A 19,445-nucleotide genomic window follows, 5' to 3' on the forward strand; every position below is an offset into this window, starting at 1 on the left:
TCCTTTAAATCAGTTTGCCTCCGATCGTGCTTCGCAGGAATGGGCCGATCTTATCGAGAGGCAGGATGGTTTGCGCCGCGTCCAGTTCGATCGCGGCGCGCGGCATGCCATATACCGCGCAGCTGGCCTGGTCCTGGGCAATGGTGTTCTTGCCTGCGCGGCGCAGTGCCAGCATGCCTTCGGCGCCATCGCGCCCCATGCCGGTCAGCAGCACGCCGACTGCGTCGCCTTTCCAGTGCTGTGCCACGCAGTTGAAAAACACATCGACCGAAGGCCGGTATGCATAATCCTTCGGGTTGGCATCGTAACCCAGTTGGTGTTTTTCATCCAGTACCAGGTGGTCGTTGCTCTTGGCGACCATGACGATACCACCCTGCAGGGGCGTGCGGTTTTCAATTGCGCGCACCGGTACCGCGAGTTGTTCCGACAGCCATTTGGCGAAATGGTCGGCAAAGTTTTCGTCGATGTGTTGTACCACGACGACGGCGCAATTGGCAGGCGGGGTCCAGCCGGCCAGGATGCGCGCCACCGCCATCGGCCCGCCGGTCGAGGCGCCGATCGCCACCAGGGTGTCAAGCACCGCTTCGCGCGGTTGCGGCAGCGTTGCGTGCCGGCGCGGCGGCATGGACTGGTTGCCGCCGCTGTGGCGGATCAACTTGTCCATGGTCTTGATCTTGTGCAGCAACTCGGCATCACCGCCTTCTTTTCCCTGCAGCACCGGGGTGGCCGTGACGTCCAGCGCGCCGGCGCCCAGCGCGCGGAATACCTGGTTGACGTTGTCCTGCGGGCGCCCCGTCACCACCAGGATGGCGCAGGGACTTTCCTCCATGATGCGGCGCGTTGCTTCAACCCCGTCCAGTTCCGGCATATTGAGGTCCATCAGGACCAGGTCAGGGCGGTCGGTTGCGCATTTCAGCACCGCTTCGAGACCGGTGCGCGCGATCCATGCCACCTGGTGTTCCTGCGTGCTGGCGACCACGCGCCGCAGCGCTTCAGCCGCCATCGGAACATCGTTGGCGATGGCGATCCTCATCGGTAAGCGTCGCCTATCAGGTCGGACACTGCATCGAGCAGCGTCTCGTCGTGGAAGCTGCCCTTGGTCAGGTAATAGTCCGCCCCCGCAGCCAGGCCGCGTGCGCGGTCTTCCGGCCGGTCTTTGTAGGAGACGATCATGACGGGCAGCTTATGCAAGTGCAGGTCTTTCTTGATCAGGGTGACCAGTTCAATGCCATCCATGCGTGGCATGTCGACGTCGGTGATGACCAGGTCGTAGTCGCCGCTGCGTACCACGTTCCAGCCATCGATGCCGTCGACCGCGATGTCCACTTCAAAACCGCGCCCGACGAGCAATTTACGCTCCATTTCGCGCACTGTCAGCGAATCGTCCACGACAAGAATGCGTTTCATTCTACGCCGTCCGGCGTGGTCTGCGCGCGTAAGTTGATGCAGGCCGCCTTCTTCCAGCAGCTTTTCCACGGAAAGCAACAGGTCCGGTACGTCCAGGATCAATACCGGTTCGCCGTCGTCCAGCAGGGCGGCGGCTGAAATATCGCGCATCTTGCCGAAAATCGGGTCGATCGCCTGCACTGCCAGGCTTTCCTCGCCGCGGATCTTGTCCACTACCAGGGCATAGCGGCGCGCGCTGCTGCCGATGACGACGACGGGCATTTCCTCGGCATGTTCCATATCGCCCAGTTCCAGCACCTGGGCCGCGGCCACCAGGCCAAGATGTTCACCGTTATGGTCGAAGAACTGCTTGTTCTCCAGCGTGTGCACGGCACTTTGCTGCACCATGAGGACGCGCTCCACCTTGACGATGGGCACCGCGTAGGCTTCGCCCTTGACGTCGACCACCAGGGCGCGCACGATCGATTGCGTCAGCGGCAGCGTGATCGAAGTGCGGAAGCCTTTGCCCAGTTCCGACTCGATGCGTACCGTGCCGTTCTGCTGGCGGATGGTGTCGTGCACGATGTCCAGGCCAACGCCGCGGCCTGAAATCTCGGTAATGCCTCCCTTCAGGCTGAAGGCCGGCAGGAACAGGAATTCCATCAACTCTGCGTGCGACATGGCCGCTACCATCTGCTCGGTGGCCATCTTGCGCTCGATGACGGTGCTGCGTATTTTTTCCGGATCGACGCCGCGGCCGTCGTCGCTGATCTCGATATTCAGCATGCCGGCGCGGTGGCGTGCCTCCATCACGATGGTGCCGCTGGCCGGCTTGCCGGCTGCAAGCCTTTCTTGCGCGCTTTCCATGCCGTGGTCGACGGCGTTGCGCAGCATGTGGTTGAGCGGGCTTTCGATGCGCAGCAGAATGTCGCGGTCGACCAGCGTGTCTTCGCCTTCCACTTGCAGCACCACGTCCTTGCCCAGGTTGCGGGCCAGGTCGCGCACCATGCGCGGGAAGTGCTGGATGCAGTCGCGGAAAGGCCGCATGCGCAGCGACAGCACTTCATCGACCATGTTTTCGGAGCCCGTGAGCAGGCGGCGCTCGTAGTTTTCAATGTCGGCGATGTGCTCCAGCATGAATTGCTTGAGCGGCTGGCTTTTCTGGATCGCCAGCAGGGCCTTTTCCTTCAGTGCCGGGTCGCTGGTGCGGGATGCGGCTTCCATCACGTCTTCCAGCACCGCGAACAGGGCGGCCTGGTTGCGCTTGTAGCGCTGCATGCCCTGGATCAGGGGATGCAACTGGTGGGCGTTGATGCGGGCTTCGCTCGCCAGCGCGAGCAGGCGGTCGAAGTTTTGTGCGGTTTTCATCGGCGGCAGGGAGCGGCCGGGCACCGGCAGTTCCGCTACGCCGTCGGCCGGCGCCGCCGCGACCAGACTCTCCGGCCCGATCTCAGGCGCCGGCGCCGCTGCCGGCGCCGCCTTGATCGCCGCCTTGATGGCCGGCGCGGGCGGCGGCAGGGCAGCCGGCAGTTCGACCGGCTCGGGCAAGAAGGCAATGCCCTGCACATCATTCATGGTCTTGCCGACTTGCGTGCTATTCGCCGCCAGCCAGGCATCCAGGTCGCCATTGAGGCGCGAGCACTGCACGATCAGGTCGACCGCGGCCAGCAGGGCGTCCACCCGGTTGGCAGTCAGTTTCAGCTTGCCTGCCTGGGCGGCGATGAATGCATCTTCCATGCCGTGGGCCAGTTGCACGATCATCTCCAGCCCAACGATGGAGGCGGCCCCCTTGATCGAGTGCGCGGCGCGCATCATCGATTCCACGGCAGCCGGGTCGTTGCGGCGCTCGAAGGCCAGCAGGCCGTCGGTCAGGATCTGGGTCTGGCTGTCGGCCTCCATGCGAAACAGGTCCAGCATGGAGAACTGGCTCAGGTCATCCTTCTTGTCGGTCATCGCAAGGTCCTCGCTAGCTGGTGGCCGAGCAGGCTGTCGTCCAGGCAGCCCACCTGCATGTCCTGGTGCGGCAGCACCCCGGCCAGGTAACGCTCAATGCCTTTGTTGATGGTGGCGGCAGGCGGCTTCAGCTCGCTGGCTGCATAGCGGATGATGCCGTGCAGTTCCGCCACCGGCAGGGCGTAGGACTGGCCCTCCCACTGCACCAGCAGCATGCGGGCAAAAACATGGCGGCCGCTGGCTGCGTCGCCGCCGGCTTCGTCGATGCCCAGCAGTTCGGCCAGCGAAATGCAGGGATACAGCTTGCCGCCAGCGTTGACGACGCCGCGCAGTCCGCGCGCATTGCGGTGCGGCAGGCGATGGGGAATGGCTTTTGGCGCGATTTGCTGGAACATATTGGCCGGCAGGGAGAGCCACTCGCGGCCAATGCGAAAGGCGACGCAGGTGCTGTCGTGGCGCGCGCCCTCGTCTTGCGGGGCGCGGAAGTGTTCGGCCCATTCGCGCAAGTAGCCAGGATCGACGGGCCGCTGCAGGTTGCGTAATGCGGCGCCGGCATACACGTCGCAATTGCGGCAGTGGACAGCCTTGTCGAGGATCTCGCAGCTATGGTCGCCGGCGACGCCGATACGGTTCCAGCAGGCGTCGAGGTCTTGGATTTGATCAGTCATTGTCTTGGTCGGCTATCACTGTGGCTGCTGGCGCTGGAAAGCGCGCGCGGCACGTGCTTTCAACGTTGCGGCGGCGCGGCTGTTGCCGCCTTGCTCCTGCAGCAGGGCCAGGTGGCACAGGGCTTCGTAATGGTCCGGTTGCAGGTAGAGGCAGCGCTTCAGGTGTGCTTCGGCATCGACCGGCTTGCCGGTGGTTTCAGCCAGCAGGCCGAGGATGAAATACGCTTCGGCCGACTCGGGCTGCAGGGCGAGGAATTCGCGGCAGGCGGCATCGGCTTCCAGCAGTTTTCCGGCGTCGGCCAGCTTGCGCGCATGCGTGAGCAGGGATTCGTCGCCGGCGGCGACGGGACGGGACGTTGCGCTTGCGCTGGCGTTAGCGCGGTTGGCATGGGGCGGGCGCGGCGCTACCGGGGCAGGGCGTCTGTCGCGTGCCGGAAGGCTTGCCAAGGCCGGCGCAGCGGATGCGGTGGCTTGCTCCGGCGCCACCGAGCGTTTGATGTCCTTGCGCAGGGCGAATGCCTGGCGGTGCGGCAGCGGCGAAAAGCCGTGACGCACGAAGGAGGGCACTTCTGCGTATCCGGCCAGGATCATGCCGTCACTGGCCAGGTATTCAGACAACCGTGCAATGGCAGCAGCGGTGGTGGGCTCGTCGAAATAGATCAGCAGGTTGCGGCAAAAAATCACGTCATACTGGCGCGCCGTTCCAAGCTCGCCTTCCAGGATGCTGCCCTGGCCGAAACGGATGCGCGCCCGCAGCGCGTCATCGATGCGATACAGTTCATCGTCGCCGGACCAGGTGAAATAGCGGTCGCGGAACGACAATTCCCGTCCGCGGAACGCATTGCGTCCAAATACCCCGGCCTCGGCGCGCATGATGCAGGCAGCGCTGATATCCACGGCATCGATCATGAACGATTGCGGCTTCACTCCTGCATCGAACAGCGCCATCGCCATCGAATAAGGCTCTTCGCCGCCGGCGCAGGGCACCGACAGGATGCGCACGAGCCTGGACCCTTCGTCCAGCCGCTGGCGCACAAACGCAACCGCCGCGGCGAAAGCTTGCGCATCGCGGAACAGCCACGATTCCGGTACCACCACCAGTTCCACCAGTTCGCGCAGCTCCGCTTCGTCCAGCCGGTCGACGTAAGCCTTGCGCTCCGTTGCGCCCGTCGCCTCCATGCGCCGCCTTACCGCCAGTTCGACCGTGTTGCGGGCCAGGTTCATGCCGGTCAGGCGGCGCAATGTGGTGAGTACGTTCATCCCGCCCCAGCCTCCGCCGGGAACAGGCGCGCCCGCAACTCGGCTGGCAACAGGTCATTGACCTCGACCAGTTGCACCATGCCTTGCGCGTCGCCTGCGACCCGGCCCAGGAACGGCGCCGCCTGCACGCCGCTTGGCGCCAGGTCTTGCGGCGCCACGTCCTGCACGCCCTGCACCCGTTCGGCCATCAGTCCCAGCGCGTGCACTGCGCCATCGGGCGCCGTGTAATCGCTCACCACGATGCGCGTGTCGTAATGCTGCCGCGACGGCGCCCTGCCGCTGATGCGCGACAGGTCGATCACCGGCATCGGCGCACCGTGCAGGTTCAACAAGCCCGCCACACTGTCCGGCGCCAACGGGATGCCCTTCAGTTCCAGCAGGGGCAGCACGCGCCGCACCTGCCGCAACGGAAGACCGTAGCGGTCGGCGCCAATGTGGAAGACTAATACTTTCATGCGTTCACGGCGAAAGTGGAGACGCTCGATTGCAGGTCGCCGGCCGCGTATTGCAGCTGGTGCACGGCCTCGCTGGTTGCCTTCAGCGATTCGACGGTCTGCTGGGTGGCGTCGTTTAGCTGCATCATGGTCTCGCTGATCTGCTGCGCACCGACGGCCTGCGACTGCATACCCTGCAGCACAGCGTCGAATTGGGGTGCCAGCTTCTGCACTTGGTCCATCACGCCCGACAACTGGTCGGTTACCTGGCGCACCTCGCCCACGCTGCGGCGGATCTCCTCCGAGAACTTGTCCATGCCCATCACGCTGGCCGAGACGGCGGACTGCATTTCCTTCAGCATCTGTTCGATATCCCAGGTCGATACCGAAGTCTGGTCGGCCAGGCGGCGGATTTCGGTTGCCACCACCGAGAAGCCGCGGCCCGCTTCGCCTGCTTTTTCGGCCTCGATGGCGGCGTTCAGCGACAGGATGTTGGTCTGGTCGGCCACTTTGGTAATCGTGGTCAGCACGGAGTTGATGTTGGAAGCCTTCTCCGACAAGGCCGCCAGCTTGGCATTGATCGAGTCGGTCGCGTTGACCATGTTCTGCATGGTCTGGTCCATGCGGCGCAGGTTGCCCTGCGCCTCGGAAGTCGCTGTTGTGGTGTAATCGGCCACCGCAGTCGCGTCTTCCATGGTCTTCAACAATTGCGAGGTATTCGATGAAATCTCCTTGGTGGTGCTGAGCACCTCGACTGAGGTCTGGGCCTGCTCGACGCCGGTGGCTTCCTGCTGCTTGGCCGAAGCTGCAATCTCGGTGGCCGACGTGGTGACCTGGATGCCCGCCTTCTGTACATTGTTCAGAAGCTGGCGCAGGTTGTCGAACATGCGCTGCAAGCCTTCGCCCAGCTGCCCGACGGCATCCTCGCCGGTGACCGGGATCTTGCCCGTCAAGTCTCCGCTTGTAGCGCGCGAGACCACTGTCAGCAGTGCATCGACCTTGGCGCGCAGGTCATTGGTTTGCGCCTGTTCGCGTTGGGCTCCTTCCTGCAGCTGCTGTGCCATTTTATTGAAGTCTTCGCTCACCTTGCCTAGCTCGTCGCGCGAACTTATCTCAATGCGCGCCGCCTGCTCACCGTTGCCAAGGCGCGTCAACGCCGCGGTCAGGTTCGATAGCGGGCCGAGGATTGCCCGGCCGAGCGTGTAGGAAATGAGCAGCGACAGTGCGATCACCGCAAGCCCGCCGCCAATCAGCAGCTTGTTTTGGCTGGCATGCAAGTCGACCGCCTTTGTGCTGCGTTCCGCCAGCAGGCGCCGTTCTTCATCACTCGCCTGTTCCAGCAGCTCGCGCGCGCTGCCGACGATGGCGCCCGCTTCTTTCAGCTCCGTCGATTGCCCCAATATTTCTGCCGCACCCTTGGTGTCGGCCAGCGCGCGGCGCTTGTCGATCTGGCGCCGGATATTCACGTCGGCCCAGTTGGCCAGCAGAGATTGCGCTCGTTTCAGGCGTTCATTTTGCTGTGGGTTGTCTGCGGTGAGCTGGACCGCTTTCGCCATGTGCTGGCGTAGCAACTCTGCATTCTCTTTTTCGCTGGCGATAAAGCTTTCGTTGCCGGTCAGGATGTAGCCCCGCGCGTCCACTTGGATCTGCAGCGAAGCGTTGTTGACGCGGTCAATCTCGATCAGCACCTCCATCGTATGCCGGTCCCACCGGTTTGCGTCAGTCAGGCTGGCGAAATTGCTGTACGCCAGGATCAATAGTAGCAAGATGATTGCTACTATGCTGCCGAAGCCGAGGTAGAGTTTGTTCTTGATGCTGATATTGTTCATGCGCGGGTCTCCGGGACGAGGGGCTTTCTTCCAAGGCAATGTAGCAAAAAAAACGGGCCGCGCAAAGCGGCCCGTCCCAGGAGAGCGGGGCAGTTTATTGGCCGCGCTTGTTCCTTGCGTTGGCAGCGATACGCATGCGCAGCGCGTTCAGCTTGATGAAGCCGCCGGCGTCAGCCTGGTTGTAGGCGCCGCCGTCTTCGTCGAAGGTGGCGATGGTCTGGTCGAACAGCGAATCGGTCTTCGAATCGCGCGCGACAACGATCACATTGCCCTTGTACAGCTTGACGCGTACCCAGCCGTTCACGGTGGCCTGGGTGTGGTCGATCAGGGTTTGCAGCGCGACGCGCTCCGGCGCCCACCAGTAGCCGTTGTAAATCAGCGAGGCGTAGCGCGGCATCAGGTCGTCCTTCAGGTGGGCCACTTCGCGGTCCAGGGTGATCGACTCGATGGCGCGGTGCGCCTTCAGCATGATGGTGCCGCCAGGGGTTTCGTAGCAGCCGCGCGACTTCATGCCGACGTAGCGGTTTTCCACCAGGTCCAGGCGGCCGATGCCGTGCTTGCCGCCCAGGCGGTTCAGTTCAGTCAGCACCGTGGCAGGGGACATGCGCTTGCCGTTCAGGGCCACGATGTCGCCCTTTTCGAATTCGATGTCGAGGTATTCCGGCTGGTCCGGTGCAGCTTCCGGGCTGACGGTCCAGCGCCACATCGATTCTTCGGCTTCCGCACTGGGGTTTTCCAGGTGGCGGCCTTCGAACGAGATGTGCAGCAGGTTGGCGTCCATCGAGTAGGGCGCGCCGCCGTTCTTGTGCTTCATGTCGATTTCGATGCCGGCATCTTCCGCGTATTTCAACAGCTTCTCGCGCGACAGCAGGTCCCACTCGCGCCATGGAGCGATCACGCGCACGCCTGGCTTCAGTGCATAGGCGCCCAGTTCGAAGCGAACCTGGTCGTTGCCCTTGCCGGTGGCGCCGTGCGAGATGGCGTCGGCGCCGGTCTCGTTGGCAATCTCGATCAGGCGCTTGGCGATCAACGGACGTGCGATCGAGGTGCCCAGCAGGTACTCGCCTTCGTACACGGTGTTGGCGCGGAACATAGGGAAGACGAAGTCACGTACGAACTCTTCGCGCACGTCGTCGATGAAGATGTTCTCAGGCTTGATGCCGAATTTCAGCGCCTTGGCGCGCGCCGGCTCCAGCTCTTCACCCTGGCCCAGGTCGGCGGTGAAGGTCACGATTTCGCACTGGTAGTTGTCCTGCAGCCATTTCAGGATCACGGAGGTGTCCAGGCCGCCGGAGTAGGCGAGGACTACTTTCTTTACGTCGCTCATGATTTTCTCAGTCAGTTGGTTTTGGTTGGTGTTGCCTGAAAAATGGGGTACGTCCCCATTTATTGAGCAATCTTGCCCAGCAGCAAATATTCGATCAGGGCCTTCTGTACGTGCAGGCGGTTCTCGGCTTCGTCCCAGACCACGGATTGCGGGCCGTCGATGACTTCGGCGGATACTTCCTCGCCGCGGTGCGCCGGCAGGCAGTGCATGAACAGGGCGTCCGGCTTGGCGCGGGACATTTTGGCGGAATCGACGATCCAGCCGTCGAAGGCCTTCAGGCGTGCCGCGTTTTCTTCTTCGTAGCCCATCGAGGTCCACACGTCGGTGTTGACCAGGTCTGCGCCTTCGCAGGCGTCGGACGGGTTGGCGAAGACGGTGTAGCGGTCGGTCGATACCAGCGACATGTCCATGTCGTAGCCGTGCGGCGTGGAGACATTGACGTGGAAGCCGAACACTTCGGCTGCCTGCAGCCAGGAATACAGCATGTTGTTGGCGTCGCCCACCCAGGCCACGACCTTGCCCTTGATCGAGCCGCGATGCTCGATATAGGTGAAGATGTCGGCAAATACCTGGCATGGATGGTGTTCGTTGGTCAGGCCATTGATCACCGGCACGCGCGAATGCGCAGCGAAACGTTCGATGATGTCCTGGCCGAAGGTGCGCACCATGATGATGTCGCACATGCGGGACATGACCTGGCCCGCGTCTTCCACCGGCTCGCCGCGGCCCAGTTGGGAGTCGCGGGTATTCAGGTAGATCGCAGCGCCGCCCAGCTGGTGCATGCCGGCCTCGAAGGACAGGCGGGTACGGGTCGAATTCTTGTCGAACACCATGACCAGGGTACGGTCGATCAGCGGGTGGTAAATCTCGTAGGCCTTGAATTTGCGCTTGATTTCCGCTGCGCGGGCGATCACATATTCGTACTCCTCCAGGGTCAGGTCGTTGAACTGGAGATAGTGCTTGATGCTTTTAGGTGGTATAGACATCTTTGCAAAGTTTTGCTGCGGTGGACTAAAGATTATACGGGCATTTCAATAAATCGTGGCCGGGCGTTCGGGGTCATGCCGCGGCGCCGATATCGGCAGGTCCAGCGTGAAGGTGGTGCCTGCGCTACTACTGTCGACGGCGATCTGGCCGCCCAGCAGGGAAGTGACGATGTTGTAACTGATTGATAACCCCAGCCCGGAGCCGCCCTGTCCCAGTTTGGTGGTAAAAAACGGGTCGAAGATGCGTGTCTGGTTCTCCGGCGCGATGCCGCTGCCGTCGTCACTGAACGATATTAGCACGCGGCCTTCCATCGGCGTGGCCGCCAGCAGGTGCAGATGGCCCCCTTCGCGGCCGTCAAAGGCGTGCAGCAAGGCGTTGTTGATCAGGTTCGTGATGACCTGGCCGAAGGGGCCGGGATAGCTGTCCAGCATGATCAGCTCCGGCACTTCGAATGCGATCGTGTGGCCGTCCTTGCGGATGCGGTTCATCACCGTCGCCACCACTTCATGCGTCACCTGGTGCAGGTTGAAGATGCGCCGCTGCTCGGTGGTGCGGTCCACCGCCACCTGCTTGAAGCTTGACACCAGGTCGGCCGCGCTGTGCAGGCCGCGCATGACCAGGGTGGAAGCCTTACGCGCGTCGTCGATGTAGGCCAGCAGCTCGGATTTGCGCAGCCCCCGGCCGTTGACCACCTCTTCCAGTTCGGTGGTTTTCTGTTCCAGCGTGCTGGCAATCAGCAGGCTGTTGCCGATCGGCGTATTCAGTTCATGCGCCACGCCTGCCATCAGCGCGCCCAGCGCCGCCAGCTTTTGCTGCGACACCAGCTGCGACTGGGTTTCCTGCAGCTGCCGGTAGGCGATGGCGTTATCGAGCGCGATGGCGCCGTACGCGCACAGGGTGCGGAAAATCAGCCGTTCCCGCTCGCCGTAGGCGTTGGCATGCATGGCTTGCGCCGTCATCACGCCCAACGTCCGCTCGCCCACCAGCAGCGGCACGTATAGCGCGCTGCGGCTGGCCGCCGTGCCGGGCGTGACCGTGCTGTCGCGCTCGGGGGGAATCTGGTCGATATACACCTCGCGCCGTTCGCGCAGGCATTGCGCGGTGTAGGCAGTAGGGTGTTCGAGCGGGATTGCGTTGCGCGGCAGGGCCTGGCCGGCTTCCACGCCGAAGGCGCGCTCCAGTTGGCGGCCTGCCGGATCGACCAGGTAGACCGCGAAGGTATTGGCCGACAGCAGGGCGTGGGTATGGCGGTCCAGCGCCTGGAACACGGCGCCTGCGTCGAGGTGGGTAGTGATTTCCTGGCCGATGGCCGATAGCCGCTCCAGCAGCTTGGTGGTTTGCTGCAGCACTTCGGCGCGGCGCGCTTCGGACATGGCCAGCTCGCGATGATGCAGGCCTTCCGCACGCGCCTGTTCCGTCTGGTGGTGCACCTGCATGGCGATGGCGCGGCTGGTGGCGTCCAGCGTGTGGGTCTTTTCGCGCGCGGCGCTGGCCGCGGTCGCCATTTCATAAGCACGGCCGAAATCGCCCAGGCGCGCGTACTCGGCGCCCAGTGCGTCGTACAGGTCGCCCGGCACTGTGTAGCCTTTGATGGTCTGTGCCGCTTCCAGGGCCTGGTGCAGGTAATGCAGGCGGGCGTTGGGCGCCCGCATGCCGGGCGGCGCGGACAGCTGGAGCTGGCCGTGGATCAGGGCCAGCACCCGCAGTGCCGCCACATGGTGGAATGCATTATGGTGGCGCGATGCGCGTTCCACCGCCATCAGCGCCATGTCCAGCGCTTCCAGCGAACGATTGAGAAAGCACAGGGCATGGGCCTGGCCGCGCAGCGCGACGATCTTGAAGTCGCCCTGCTGCAAGGCTTCCGCGCGCTCCGACAGCCGCTGGAAAGCGTCCAGCGCCTCGCCGTAATCCTTCTTGTCCAGGCACAGTTCGCCCAGATGCTGCAAGGCGATGGCGTAGGTGCGGCCGTTCGCTTGCGGCGCCAGGATCACCAGCGCCTCGCGCAGCAGCTCTTCCGCCGCGCCAAGCCGGCCAAGGCGGCGCACGATGTCGGCCGTGTGCACCAGGCAGGAGCCGATGCTGCGCGGCCAACCGGTAGGTTTGGCCAGGTCCATGGCGCGCTGCATCCACTCCAGGCCGGAGTGGTGGTCGTTCAGTTGCGAGAATTTTTCCGCGATATTGATGGCGGCCGTGGCTGCAGCGCGAATCTGCCCCGTTTGCAGCGCGGCCTCATAGCTGCGGATGTAGAAGCTGGCCGAATTGCCGATATCGCCGGCCTGGCTGGCCGCGATGGCGAAGAAGTCGTTGATCCAGCATTCCACGCTGGGCGGCGCTTCCACCGACATGTTGAACCGCTCGCCCCAGCGCTCTGTCGCGGCGTGCAGGTCGCGCAATGCCGCCCAACGCGCCTGCACCGCATCCGCAATGGTGGCGCGCTGCTCGTCGGCCGCCGCATGGGCTGCGTTGGAGCAGGCTTCCAGTTCAGCATCGCGCTGGCCATGGTTGCCGCGGTCGACCGAGATCCAGGCTTTCAGCCAATGGGCGTCGGCCCGGCCGATATTGTCGTCTTGTGCTTCGAACACCTCCAGCGCGCGCGAGGCGAGGCTGGCGGCGACATCGAGTTCGCCAAGCAGCCAGCGGATTTCGCCGTCGACCAGGTACAGTCGCCCTTCCAGCGAAGCGCGTGCATCGCCCGGCAGGTGAGCCAGGGGCAGCAGGGCGGCTGCTTCGCGCGCCAGCGCCTGCGCGCGCGTGCCGTCGCGCTGGCGCAAATGCCAGGCCAAGGGCAGCAGCACCGGAAGCCGCGCGATGCCGCGCAAGGGCAGCAGCTCGAGCTCCCACTGCGCAACGGCATCGTCATCGGCAAACAGAAGCTGCATCGGCGTCCCGTCAATAAAGCGTTTGCGAGGACTCGTGCAACAACTGGCCGTACAGCGCATGCCGCATTTTCGCGATCTTGCCGTCGTCGACGGCCTCCAGCACCGCGCATTGCGGCTCGCTCAGGTGGCGGCAGTTATAGAACCGGCAGCCGCCAAGATAGGGCTGGAAATCGCGGAAGGCCCGTTCCAGCATGCCTTCGCTCAGGTGGTAAAGCCCGAACTCCTGGAAGCCAGGCGAATCGATCACGCTTGAATCCGGGCCCACATGATACAGGCGGGTGAAGGTAGTGGTGTGCTTGCCGGTGTCGAGCGCCTCGCTGATCTCGCGCGTGGCAATATCGGCGTCCGGCACCAGGATGTTGATCAGCGAAGACTTGCCCATGCCGGACTGGCCGATCAGGATCGAGGAATGCCCTTGCAGCAGCGGCGCCAGCGTTGCGCCAGTCTGCTCGGGCTGGCCGGTGGCCGAGACTTCGATCACTTCGTAGCCCATCGCCGAATAGACCTGCAGGCGCTTGCGCGCGTGTTCCAGCATGTCGGTCACATCAACCTTGTTCAGCAGCAGGCGCACGTGAATGCCTGCCGCCTCTGCGGCCACCAGGGCGCGCGACACCAGGTCGTCCGAGAAGCTTGGTTCCGTTGCGACCACGATGAACAGTTGGTCGACATTGGCGGCCAGCAGCTTGGATTTGTACTGGTCGGAGCGGTACAGCAGCGTCTTGCGCTCCTGGATCTTGTCGATCACGGCCTGGTCGGGCGAAGTCAGGGTCAGGTCGACGATGTCGCCGACCGCCACATTGGTTTTCTTGCCGCGCGTGACGCACTGCAGGCGCTGGCCGTCCGCTTCGGCCAGGTAATGGCGGCCGTGGGCTGCGATGATGGTGCCGGTGCGTTTGGTCCCCTTGCTCATGCCTGGCCCAATGCATCGGCCTTGGCGGCGCAAATGAAGTCATTGATCGACAAGCCGTTGACCGAGTGCGTGTCGTAGCGCACCTGGCAGGTCTTGTAGCCAACCACCAGTTCGGGGTGATGGTCTTCGCGGTGGGAGATGTAGGCCAGCGCATTCACGAAAGCCATCGTCTCGTAGTAGTTATTGAAGCCGAAAGTGTTCACCAGCTTGCCGCTGGCCATGCTCCAGCCATCCAGCAACTGGACCAGGCGCAGCGCCTCAGGGGCGTCCAGGGCCTGGGTCTGGTGGCTGCAGCGCAGCGCGCGCAAATCGGCCGCAGTTTGGATATTCGCTGTCATTGAGATGCCGCCAGGTTAAGTTGACGAATCCGCACGCTGGCGGGCGGGTGCGAATCGTAGAAGGCCGAATGCAGCGGATCAGGCGTCAGGGTCGACGCATTGTCCTCGTACATCTTGACCAGGGCCGACACCAGATCGCGCGCATCGGTATGCTTGGCGGCGAAGGCATCGGCCTCGAACTCGTGCTTGCGCGAGCTGAGCGAAGTCAGCGGGCCAAACAGGAAGGTAAATACCGGCAGCACCAGCATGAACAGCAGCAGCGCCAGTGCGTCGTTGGACTGGCCGGGCACGATGATCGGGTTCACGCCCAGGCCGGTGTAGAACCAAAGCTGGCCTTTCAGGTAGCCAAGCAAGGCGAGGAAACCCAATGACAGGCCGAACATCACCACGATGCGCTTGATGATGTGTTTCAGCTTGAAGTGACCCAGCTCGTGCGCCAGCACCGCCTCGACTTCCTGCGGCGACAGGCTGGACACCAGGGTATCGTAGAACACGATGCGCTTGGCCGCGCCGAAGCCGGAGAAGTAAGCATTGCCATGCGCGCTGCGCTTGGACCCGTCCATCACGAACAGGCCCTTGGAGGCGAAGCCCACGCGCGCCATCAGGCCTTCGATGCGCTGCTTCAGCGATTCGTCGGCCAGCGGCGTGAATTTGTTGAACAGCGGCGCAATCAGGTTAGGGTAGAGCGCCATCACCAGCAACTGGAAGCCGCACCATACGAACCAGGCATACAGCCACCACTGGCTGCCCGATTTTTCCATCAGCACCAGGATGACCCACACCAGCGGCAGGCCGATCGCGCCAGCCACGCCGACACCCTTGAGCAGGTCGATGAAGAACAGGCGCTTGCTCATCTTGTTGAAGCCAAAGCGTTCTTCCAGCTTGAACTGGCGGTAATAGTCGAGCGGCAGGTCGACCAGGCCCGATATGACGCAGACAGCAACGATCAGGCCAAGCTGGTAAGCCATGCCGCCGCCGGTGGCATTGAACAAGGTGGCCGAGAGCCATTGCAGGCCGCCCAGCAAGGTAAGGCAGATCAGCATGATGCTGGACACCATCATGTTCAGCAGTCCAAGCTTGGTGCGCTCGATGGTGTAATCGGCGGCTTTCTGGTGGGCGGCGAGCGGGATCTTTTCCGCGAAATCGGCTGGCACGGCGGCACGGTTTTGCAATACATGGCGGATGTGGCGCGAAGCGAGCCAGAAGCGCAGCACCAGAGTTGATGTTAAAAAAGCAATGAACAAATACGAAAACGCGTGTGAATACATTCTGTGCCTGTGAGAAAATGGCGGATTAACCTGCCTTATATTGTCTTAGAGAGAATTATGTCACAAGCGAACGACACCCCAGCAACCCCGGTCACCCCACAGCGCCCGAATGAAATGAACCTGGTGTGGGTCGACATGGAGATGACCGGCCTGGAACCTGAGACCGACCGCATTATCGAAGTGGCAATGGTGGTCACCGACATGCACCTGAACGTGCTGGCGGAAGGCCCGGTGCTGGCGATCCACCAGTCGGACGAAACGCTGGACAAGATGGACGCCTGGAACAAGGGCACCCACGGCCGCTCCGGCCTGATCGACCGCGTGAAAGCGTCGACCGTGACCGAAGCCCAGGCAGAAGCCGAATTCATCGCCTTCATGCGCCAATGGGTGCCGAACGGCAAATCCCCGATGTGCGGCAACACCATCGGCCAAGACCGCCGCTTCATGGTCAAGTACATGCCGAAGCTGGAGGCCTTCTTCCACTACCGCAATATCGACGTGTCGACCCTGAAGGAGCTGGGCCGCCGCTGGAAACCGGAAATGGTGGCCGGCTTCAAGAAAGCCCAGAAACACACCGCCCTGGCCGACATCATCGAATCGATCGAAGAGCTCAAGTACTACCGCGAGCACTTCATCAAGCTGTAAAACAGCCGAGCCCGTGTCATACCATGGGGTCACACCCCAAGTGAGACACGAGCTGTGCTGCGCAGCCCGAGCGCCAGCGCGGCGCCCGCCAACAGGGCCAGTGCGCAGGCCAGCGGGGCAGGCGGCAAGCCGGCGCCCGGCGCCGGGACAAACACTGGCAGCCGTGTGAAGTCCGCCGCGCCGAATGGCTTCTCGTCAAATACGTAAGGATAGAAGTGGCGCCGCACCCGCTCATGGTAGGCCGCCACGCGATCCTGGTAGGCCAGGCGGGCCTGCATATCGGTTCCCGCCAGCCGATGCAGCAGCACCTGCACATTCACTCCCGCCAGCAATAATCCCGCGTTGCGCGTCCACTGTTCACGCGACCACAGTGCGCTGCGGTACTGCGCTGCCTGTCCAGCAACTATGTCATCCCCGGCCTGGTGCATGGCGTAATACCACTTCCAATGGAAGCCGTCCGGCAGCGGCGCCGTGTCTTTCCACTCGGGATGGGTGCGGAAAAAACGCTGCATCGTCTCCTCCCTCGGTCTATCCCACGCCGTATGCACCGCCTGGCGCTGCGCCAGGGCCAGTTCCGCGCCTTGCGCAACCGGGATCGCCCGCTCCAGCGCAGCGTTGACTGTCGTCGGCAGCACCAGTGCCAGCAGCACGAAGACGCCCAGCAACAACGCAGCGCCCGCAGCTGCGTTACGTGCCACCGCCGCGCCCCAGGCGGCCACGCCGCACCAGAAAACAAGGTAGAGCAGCGCTGCGCCCGCCATCAGGCCCGTTTCACCTGGGCTGGCGCCGGACAGCAGTGCAGCGGCAAGCAGCGGCAAGAGCAGGGCCGCGGCAACCAGGGCAAGCCGCAGCAGCACGCGGCGGCGCCACAACGCACCAGGCTTGCCGGGCAGGGAAGAGAGCAAGCGCAAGCGCCCGGCCTCGCGCTCGCCGCTGACCATGTCGTGCATCAGGGCGATGATGAACAGCGGCGCCAGGTAGACCAGCACAAAGGCGAAGTCGAATCGTCCCGGCGCAGCCAGCTCGGGGTTGATCGCTTCCGATTCGTAGAGCTGCGCTTGCAGTCCCAGGGCGCGCACCTGCAGCGCATAGGGCTGGACGTCCCGTTGCCCAATGGCGGCAAAGGCCAACGGTGACGCCGGGTCGAAGGTCAGGTGAGGTGTGTAGTAGGCTGTGAGCCCGGCATCGCCGTCGGCAGGCTGGCGTTCTGCCCGTTCCGCAAGGTCGGCGGCATGGACGGCGGCGATCCGCTCAAGCGCGACGCGCTGAGCGCCCATCGCCCGCATGCCGTTCCAGACCGACAGTGCGGACAATAGCGCCAGCACCACGAGCGCCGCAGCCGCAGGCCGCGAGCGTAGCAACAGCAGGAGTTCGAATTTCCAGTTATTCATTCAGATATTCCTTTCCAGACGGCGCGCGACCCAGGCGGCCAGCAATGCCGCGGCGCCCAGCCAGCCGGCGAGGATGGCCAGCGCGGGCCATACGCGCTGCGCGACCGTGCGTTGCAGCGGGGTGGGGGGATGGCGGTAGCGTGGTAGCGCGCGCCAGTAGTCAGCCGAAATGCGCTGGGCGCGGTCGTCGTGGTACTTCACTTTTTCGGCGTGCAGCCGGTTCAGCGCCTGGATCAGGCGATAGCGATAGTCTTCGCCGGCCAGAAGGAAGCGCTCGTGCGCCGCCCGGTCGGTATCAGCCAGCGCCGCCGACATGCTGCGCAGGGCCAGCAGCGGCACCGCCAGCGCCGCCGTATCCAGCACGCCGCCCTGCGCGGCCTGGCGTGCAAAGTCGCGCTGCATGCTGGACAAAAACAGCTCGCTGGTCAGGCGCTCGCCTTCCTCGATCACCAGCCCCTTGTAGTTGACGGGCAGGTCCTCGACCTTGCTGACGCCATAGCGTTTCAGCACGCTGTCGCGGAAATTGCGGAAGTAGGGATCGTCCGGATTATGGCTGTCGCCGATGCGCGCCAGTTCGGCGTGGACGGCTGCTTCCATTTCGATGCGGGTAGGGCGCGGCACCATGCTGGAAGCCAGGTCGGGCAGCACGCGCGGCAGCAGCACCGCCATCAGGGCCCAGGCGCCGACCAGCACGAGCAACGCATCGCGCGCCCGCCGCGCCAGGGCGGAAAGCAAGACCGCAGCAGCCGACCACGATAGCAGGTAGGCGGCATAGCCCAGCGCCAGCCAGCTGGCCGGCGCCACGAGCAGCGGATCGGCCGCTGCGATCAGCAGCAGGGCTGCCAGCGCCGGCGCCGCCAGCATGAGGGCCAACGCGCCGTGCGCCGCCAGCTTGCCCGTCACCAGCGCGCCGCCGCCGACGCCATGCGCCAGCATCAGCCGCAGTTGCCCGCGCTCGCGCTCGCGCGCCAGGGCGCCGAACCCCAGGAACACCAGCAGCAAAGGAGCCAGCACCTGCAGCACGAAGGCCGGCGTCAATTGCCCGAAGCGCAGCAGCAGCGAGGATTGGCCGGCGTCGCTGAAGTTGGCGCTGTTCTGGCGGTGCCCTTCCAGGTACAGCGTGCTGCCGGTGAAAGGCGCCACGCCGAAGTCGAAGAAGGCGAGGGCGGTCAGCGGGCGGAACACGTAGTGCCCGAAATGCACCACCCGGTGCGGATGGCGGTCCGGCTGGCTGTTCCACTGCTCGTCGGCCTGCTGCTGGAGGCGGGCACGCTGCGCTTCCACACTGTGGGCGCGTTCCAGGCTGACCATGATGGCCGCCAGTGTCAGCACCAGCAGCAGGCCCGCCGCAGCAACGGCGACCCTGCTGCGCCGCAAGGCGCGCCATTCCTCCAGCGCCACCCGCCACGCGGTGGCGGCAAACGCGGGCCTCATGCCGCCCTCCGTGCATCGGCATAGCGCTGGAACAACTGCTGGACATCGAAGCGCTGCGGCCCGTGCGCGGCCAGTTCATGGGCAATGCGGCCGCGGTCCAGGAAGCCGATGCGGTCCGCGACTTCGGCCGCACCCAGCAGGTCGTGCGTCACCATGAACACCGTGACGCCGTGCTCGCGCAGCTTGAGCAAAAGGGCATTGAAATCGCTGCTGGCATGCGGGTCCAGGCCGGACGTCGGCTCGTCCAGCAGCAGTACCGGCACCAGGCGCGCCGCCGCCAATGCAATGGCAACCTTCTGGCGCATGCCTTTGGAGTAGCCGCCGAGGCGACGGTCCCAGGCTGCCGGGTCCAGGCCGACGTCGTCCAGCGCCGCCTCGATGATGGCGGGCGCGGCGTCGGCGCCGCCCATGCGCAGCAGGTAATCGAGGTTCTCGCGTGCCGACAGGTGTTCGTACAGGGCGGCGTTCTCCGGTACATAGGCCAGGCTGGCGCGCGCCGCCAGCGGATCGACCGCGGGATCGATGCCGCACACGCGGGCATAGCCTTCCGCCGGGCGGGCGAAGCCGAGGAAGGCGTTCAGCGTGGTGGATTTGCCGGCGCCGTTGCCGCCCAACAGCGCGTAGATCTCGCCCTGCCGTACCCGCAAGTCAAGGCAGTCAAGCACGCTAGCCGTGCCATAGCGGACCGCCAGGCCCACCGCTTCAAGTGCAATTTTGGTCATCTGTGTTCTCCTTT

Annotated in this window: 16 protein-coding genes; 1 reads left to right on the top strand and 15 read right to left on the bottom strand. The window is 64.1% G+C overall.

Annotated features, from left to right (window positions below):
• Positions 1-4 precede the first annotated feature (4 nt).
• The 12 genes from cheB to ACN9MZ_RS10695 all read right to left on the bottom strand — a co-directional run bounded on the left by cheB (position 5) and on the right by ACN9MZ_RS10695 (position 15,239).
• Complete coding sequence (cheB, locus tag ACN9MZ_RS10640; RefSeq protein ID WP_426342107.1) at positions 5-1,033, bottom strand: chemotaxis-specific protein-glutamate methyltransferase CheB; 1,029 nt, start codon at positions 1,031-1,033, stop codon at positions 5-7.
• Positions 1,030-3,339: a hybrid sensor histidine kinase/response regulator gene (locus tag ACN9MZ_RS10645; RefSeq protein WP_426342108.1), complete on the bottom strand. Its 2,310-nt coding sequence runs from the start codon at positions 3,337-3,339 to the stop codon at positions 1,030-1,032. The genes cheB and ACN9MZ_RS10645 overlap by 4 nt, the downstream gene beginning before the upstream one ends.
• Positions 3,336-4,007 carry a chemotaxis protein CheW gene (locus tag ACN9MZ_RS10650; protein WP_426342109.1) on the bottom strand — a complete coding sequence of 224 codons (672 nt, stop codon included), beginning with the start codon at positions 4,005-4,007 and terminating at the stop codon, positions 3,336-3,338. The genes ACN9MZ_RS10645 and ACN9MZ_RS10650 overlap by 4 nt, the downstream gene beginning before the upstream one ends.
• A 15-nt stretch (positions 4,008-4,022) precedes the next feature.
• Positions 4,023-5,267, bottom strand: a complete 1,245-nt coding sequence (locus ACN9MZ_RS10655; RefSeq protein WP_426342110.1) for a CheR family methyltransferase — start codon at positions 5,265-5,267, stop codon at positions 4,023-4,025.
• The gene (locus ACN9MZ_RS10660; protein WP_426342111.1) at positions 5,264-5,722 is read right to left on the bottom strand and encodes a chemotaxis protein CheW; all 459 of its coding nucleotides are present in this window, start codon (positions 5,720-5,722) and stop codon (positions 5,264-5,266) included. Before ACN9MZ_RS10660 ends, ACN9MZ_RS10655 begins: the two co-directional genes overlap by 4 nt.
• Positions 5,719-7,530 carry a methyl-accepting chemotaxis protein gene (locus ACN9MZ_RS10665; protein WP_426342112.1) on the bottom strand — a complete coding sequence of 604 codons (1,812 nt, stop codon included), beginning with the start codon at positions 7,528-7,530 and terminating at the stop codon, positions 5,719-5,721. The genes ACN9MZ_RS10660 and ACN9MZ_RS10665 overlap by 4 nt, the downstream gene beginning before the upstream one ends.
• A gap of 94 nt (positions 7,531-7,624) precedes the next feature.
• Positions 7,625-8,857, bottom strand: coding sequence for an argininosuccinate synthase (locus tag ACN9MZ_RS10670; RefSeq protein ID WP_426342113.1), 1,233 nt, complete (start codon positions 8,855-8,857; stop codon positions 7,625-7,627).
• 59 nt (positions 8,858-8,916) lie between these two features.
• A complete protein-coding gene (gene argF, locus ACN9MZ_RS10675) occupies positions 8,917-9,843 on the bottom strand; it encodes an ornithine carbamoyltransferase (protein ID WP_426342114.1) in 927 nt (308 codons plus the stop codon).
• Between the two features lie 45 nt (positions 9,844-9,888).
• Positions 9,889-12,723 (bottom strand): ATP-binding protein, encoded by a 2,835-nt coding sequence (locus ACN9MZ_RS10680; protein WP_426342115.1) that lies wholly within the window; start codon positions 12,721-12,723, stop codon positions 9,889-9,891.
• A gap of 10 nt (positions 12,724-12,733) precedes the next feature.
• Positions 12,734-13,633, bottom strand: a complete 900-nt coding sequence (gene rsgA / locus ACN9MZ_RS10685) for a ribosome small subunit-dependent GTPase A (RefSeq protein ID WP_426342116.1) — start codon at positions 13,631-13,633, stop codon at positions 12,734-12,736.
• Complete coding sequence (locus ACN9MZ_RS10690) at positions 13,630-13,971, bottom strand: 4a-hydroxytetrahydrobiopterin dehydratase (protein WP_426342117.1); 342 nt, start codon at positions 13,969-13,971, stop codon at positions 13,630-13,632. Before ACN9MZ_RS10690 ends, rsgA begins: the two co-directional genes overlap by 4 nt.
• A complete protein-coding gene (locus ACN9MZ_RS10695; RefSeq protein WP_426342118.1) occupies positions 13,968-15,239 on the bottom strand; it encodes a M48 family metallopeptidase in 1,272 nt (423 codons plus the stop codon). Before ACN9MZ_RS10695 ends, ACN9MZ_RS10690 begins: the two co-directional genes overlap by 4 nt.
• A 57-nt stretch (positions 15,240-15,296) precedes the next feature.
• Here ACN9MZ_RS10695 and orn point away from each other — a divergent pair, with 57 nt between their 5' ends.
• On the top strand, positions 15,297-15,884 hold the full coding sequence (gene orn, locus ACN9MZ_RS10700; protein ID WP_426342119.1) for an oligoribonuclease: 588 nt from the start codon (positions 15,297-15,299) through the stop codon (positions 15,882-15,884).
• A gap of 29 nt (positions 15,885-15,913) precedes the next feature.
• Here the strand turns inward: orn and ACN9MZ_RS10705 are convergent, their stop codons facing one another.
• From ACN9MZ_RS10705 to ACN9MZ_RS10715, 3 genes are read right to left on the bottom strand one after another with little or no spacing between them, the layout of a single operon-like run.
• A complete protein-coding gene (locus ACN9MZ_RS10705) occupies positions 15,914-17,275 on the bottom strand; it encodes a DUF3526 domain-containing protein (RefSeq protein ID WP_426342120.1) in 1,362 nt (453 codons plus the stop codon).
• A complete protein-coding gene (locus ACN9MZ_RS10710; protein WP_426342121.1) occupies positions 17,276-18,709 on the bottom strand; it encodes a DUF3526 domain-containing protein in 1,434 nt (477 codons plus the stop codon). It abuts the gene before it with no gap.
• A complete protein-coding gene (locus tag ACN9MZ_RS10715) occupies positions 18,706-19,431 on the bottom strand; it encodes an ABC transporter ATP-binding protein (RefSeq protein ID WP_426342122.1) in 726 nt (241 codons plus the stop codon). Before ACN9MZ_RS10715 ends, ACN9MZ_RS10710 begins: the two co-directional genes overlap by 4 nt.
• Positions 19,432-19,445 lie beyond the last annotated feature (14 nt).

The organism is Pseudoduganella sp. S-14, from assembly GCF_049913285.1.
In the GTDB taxonomy this organism is placed as follows: Bacteria; Pseudomonadota; Gammaproteobacteria; order Burkholderiales; family Burkholderiaceae_D; genus Rugamonas.

What these genes read in the sequence shown, in the direction of transcription:
- cheB (WP_426342107.1), bottom strand. Translation starts at nt 1,033, where the DNA reads ATGAGGATCGCCATCGCCAACGATGTTCCGATGGCGGCTGAAGCGCTG.
- ACN9MZ_RS10645 (WP_426342108.1), bottom strand. Translation starts at nt 3,339, where the DNA reads ATGACCGACAAGAAGGATGACCTGAGCCAGTTCTCCATGCTGGACCTG.
- ACN9MZ_RS10650 (WP_426342109.1), bottom strand. Translation starts at nt 4,007, where the DNA reads ATGACTGATCAAATCCAAGACCTCGACGCCTGCTGGAACCGTATCGGC.
- ACN9MZ_RS10655 (WP_426342110.1), bottom strand. Translation starts at nt 5,267, where the DNA reads ATGAACGTACTCACCACATTGCGCCGCCTGACCGGCATGAACCTGGCC.
- ACN9MZ_RS10660 (WP_426342111.1), bottom strand. Translation starts at nt 5,722, where the DNA reads ATGAAAGTATTAGTCTTCCACATTGGCGCCGACCGCTACGGTCTTCCG.
- ACN9MZ_RS10665 (WP_426342112.1), bottom strand. Translation starts at nt 7,530, where the DNA reads ATGAACAATATCAGCATCAAGAACAAACTCTACCTCGGCTTCGGCAGC.
- ACN9MZ_RS10670 (WP_426342113.1), bottom strand. Translation starts at nt 8,857, where the DNA reads ATGAGCGACGTAAAGAAAGTAGTCCTCGCCTACTCCGGCGGCCTGGAC.
- argF (WP_426342114.1), bottom strand. Translation starts at nt 9,843, where the DNA reads ATGTCTATACCACCTAAAAGCATCAAGCACTATCTCCAGTTCAACGAC.
- ACN9MZ_RS10680 (WP_426342115.1), bottom strand. Translation starts at nt 12,723, where the DNA reads ATGCAGCTTCTGTTTGCCGATGACGATGCCGTTGCGCAGTGGGAGCTC.
- rsgA (WP_426342116.1), bottom strand. Translation starts at nt 13,633, where the DNA reads ATGAGCAAGGGGACCAAACGCACCGGCACCATCATCGCAGCCCACGGC.
- ACN9MZ_RS10690 (WP_426342117.1), bottom strand. Translation starts at nt 13,971, where the DNA reads ATGACAGCGAATATCCAAACTGCGGCCGATTTGCGCGCGCTGCGCTGC.
- ACN9MZ_RS10695 (WP_426342118.1), bottom strand. Translation starts at nt 15,239, where the DNA reads ATGTATTCACACGCGTTTTCGTATTTGTTCATTGCTTTTTTAACATCA.
- orn (WP_426342119.1), top strand. Translation starts at nt 15,297, where the DNA reads ATGTCACAAGCGAACGACACCCCAGCAACCCCGGTCACCCCACAGCGC.
- ACN9MZ_RS10705 (WP_426342120.1), bottom strand. Translation starts at nt 17,275, where the DNA reads ATGAATAACTGGAAATTCGAACTCCTGCTGTTGCTACGCTCGCGGCCT.
- ACN9MZ_RS10710 (WP_426342121.1), bottom strand. Translation starts at nt 18,709, where the DNA reads ATGAGGCCCGCGTTTGCCGCCACCGCGTGGCGGGTGGCGCTGGAGGAA.
- ACN9MZ_RS10715 (WP_426342122.1), bottom strand. Translation starts at nt 19,431, where the DNA reads ATGACCAAAATTGCACTTGAAGCGGTGGGCCTGGCGGTCCGCTATGGC.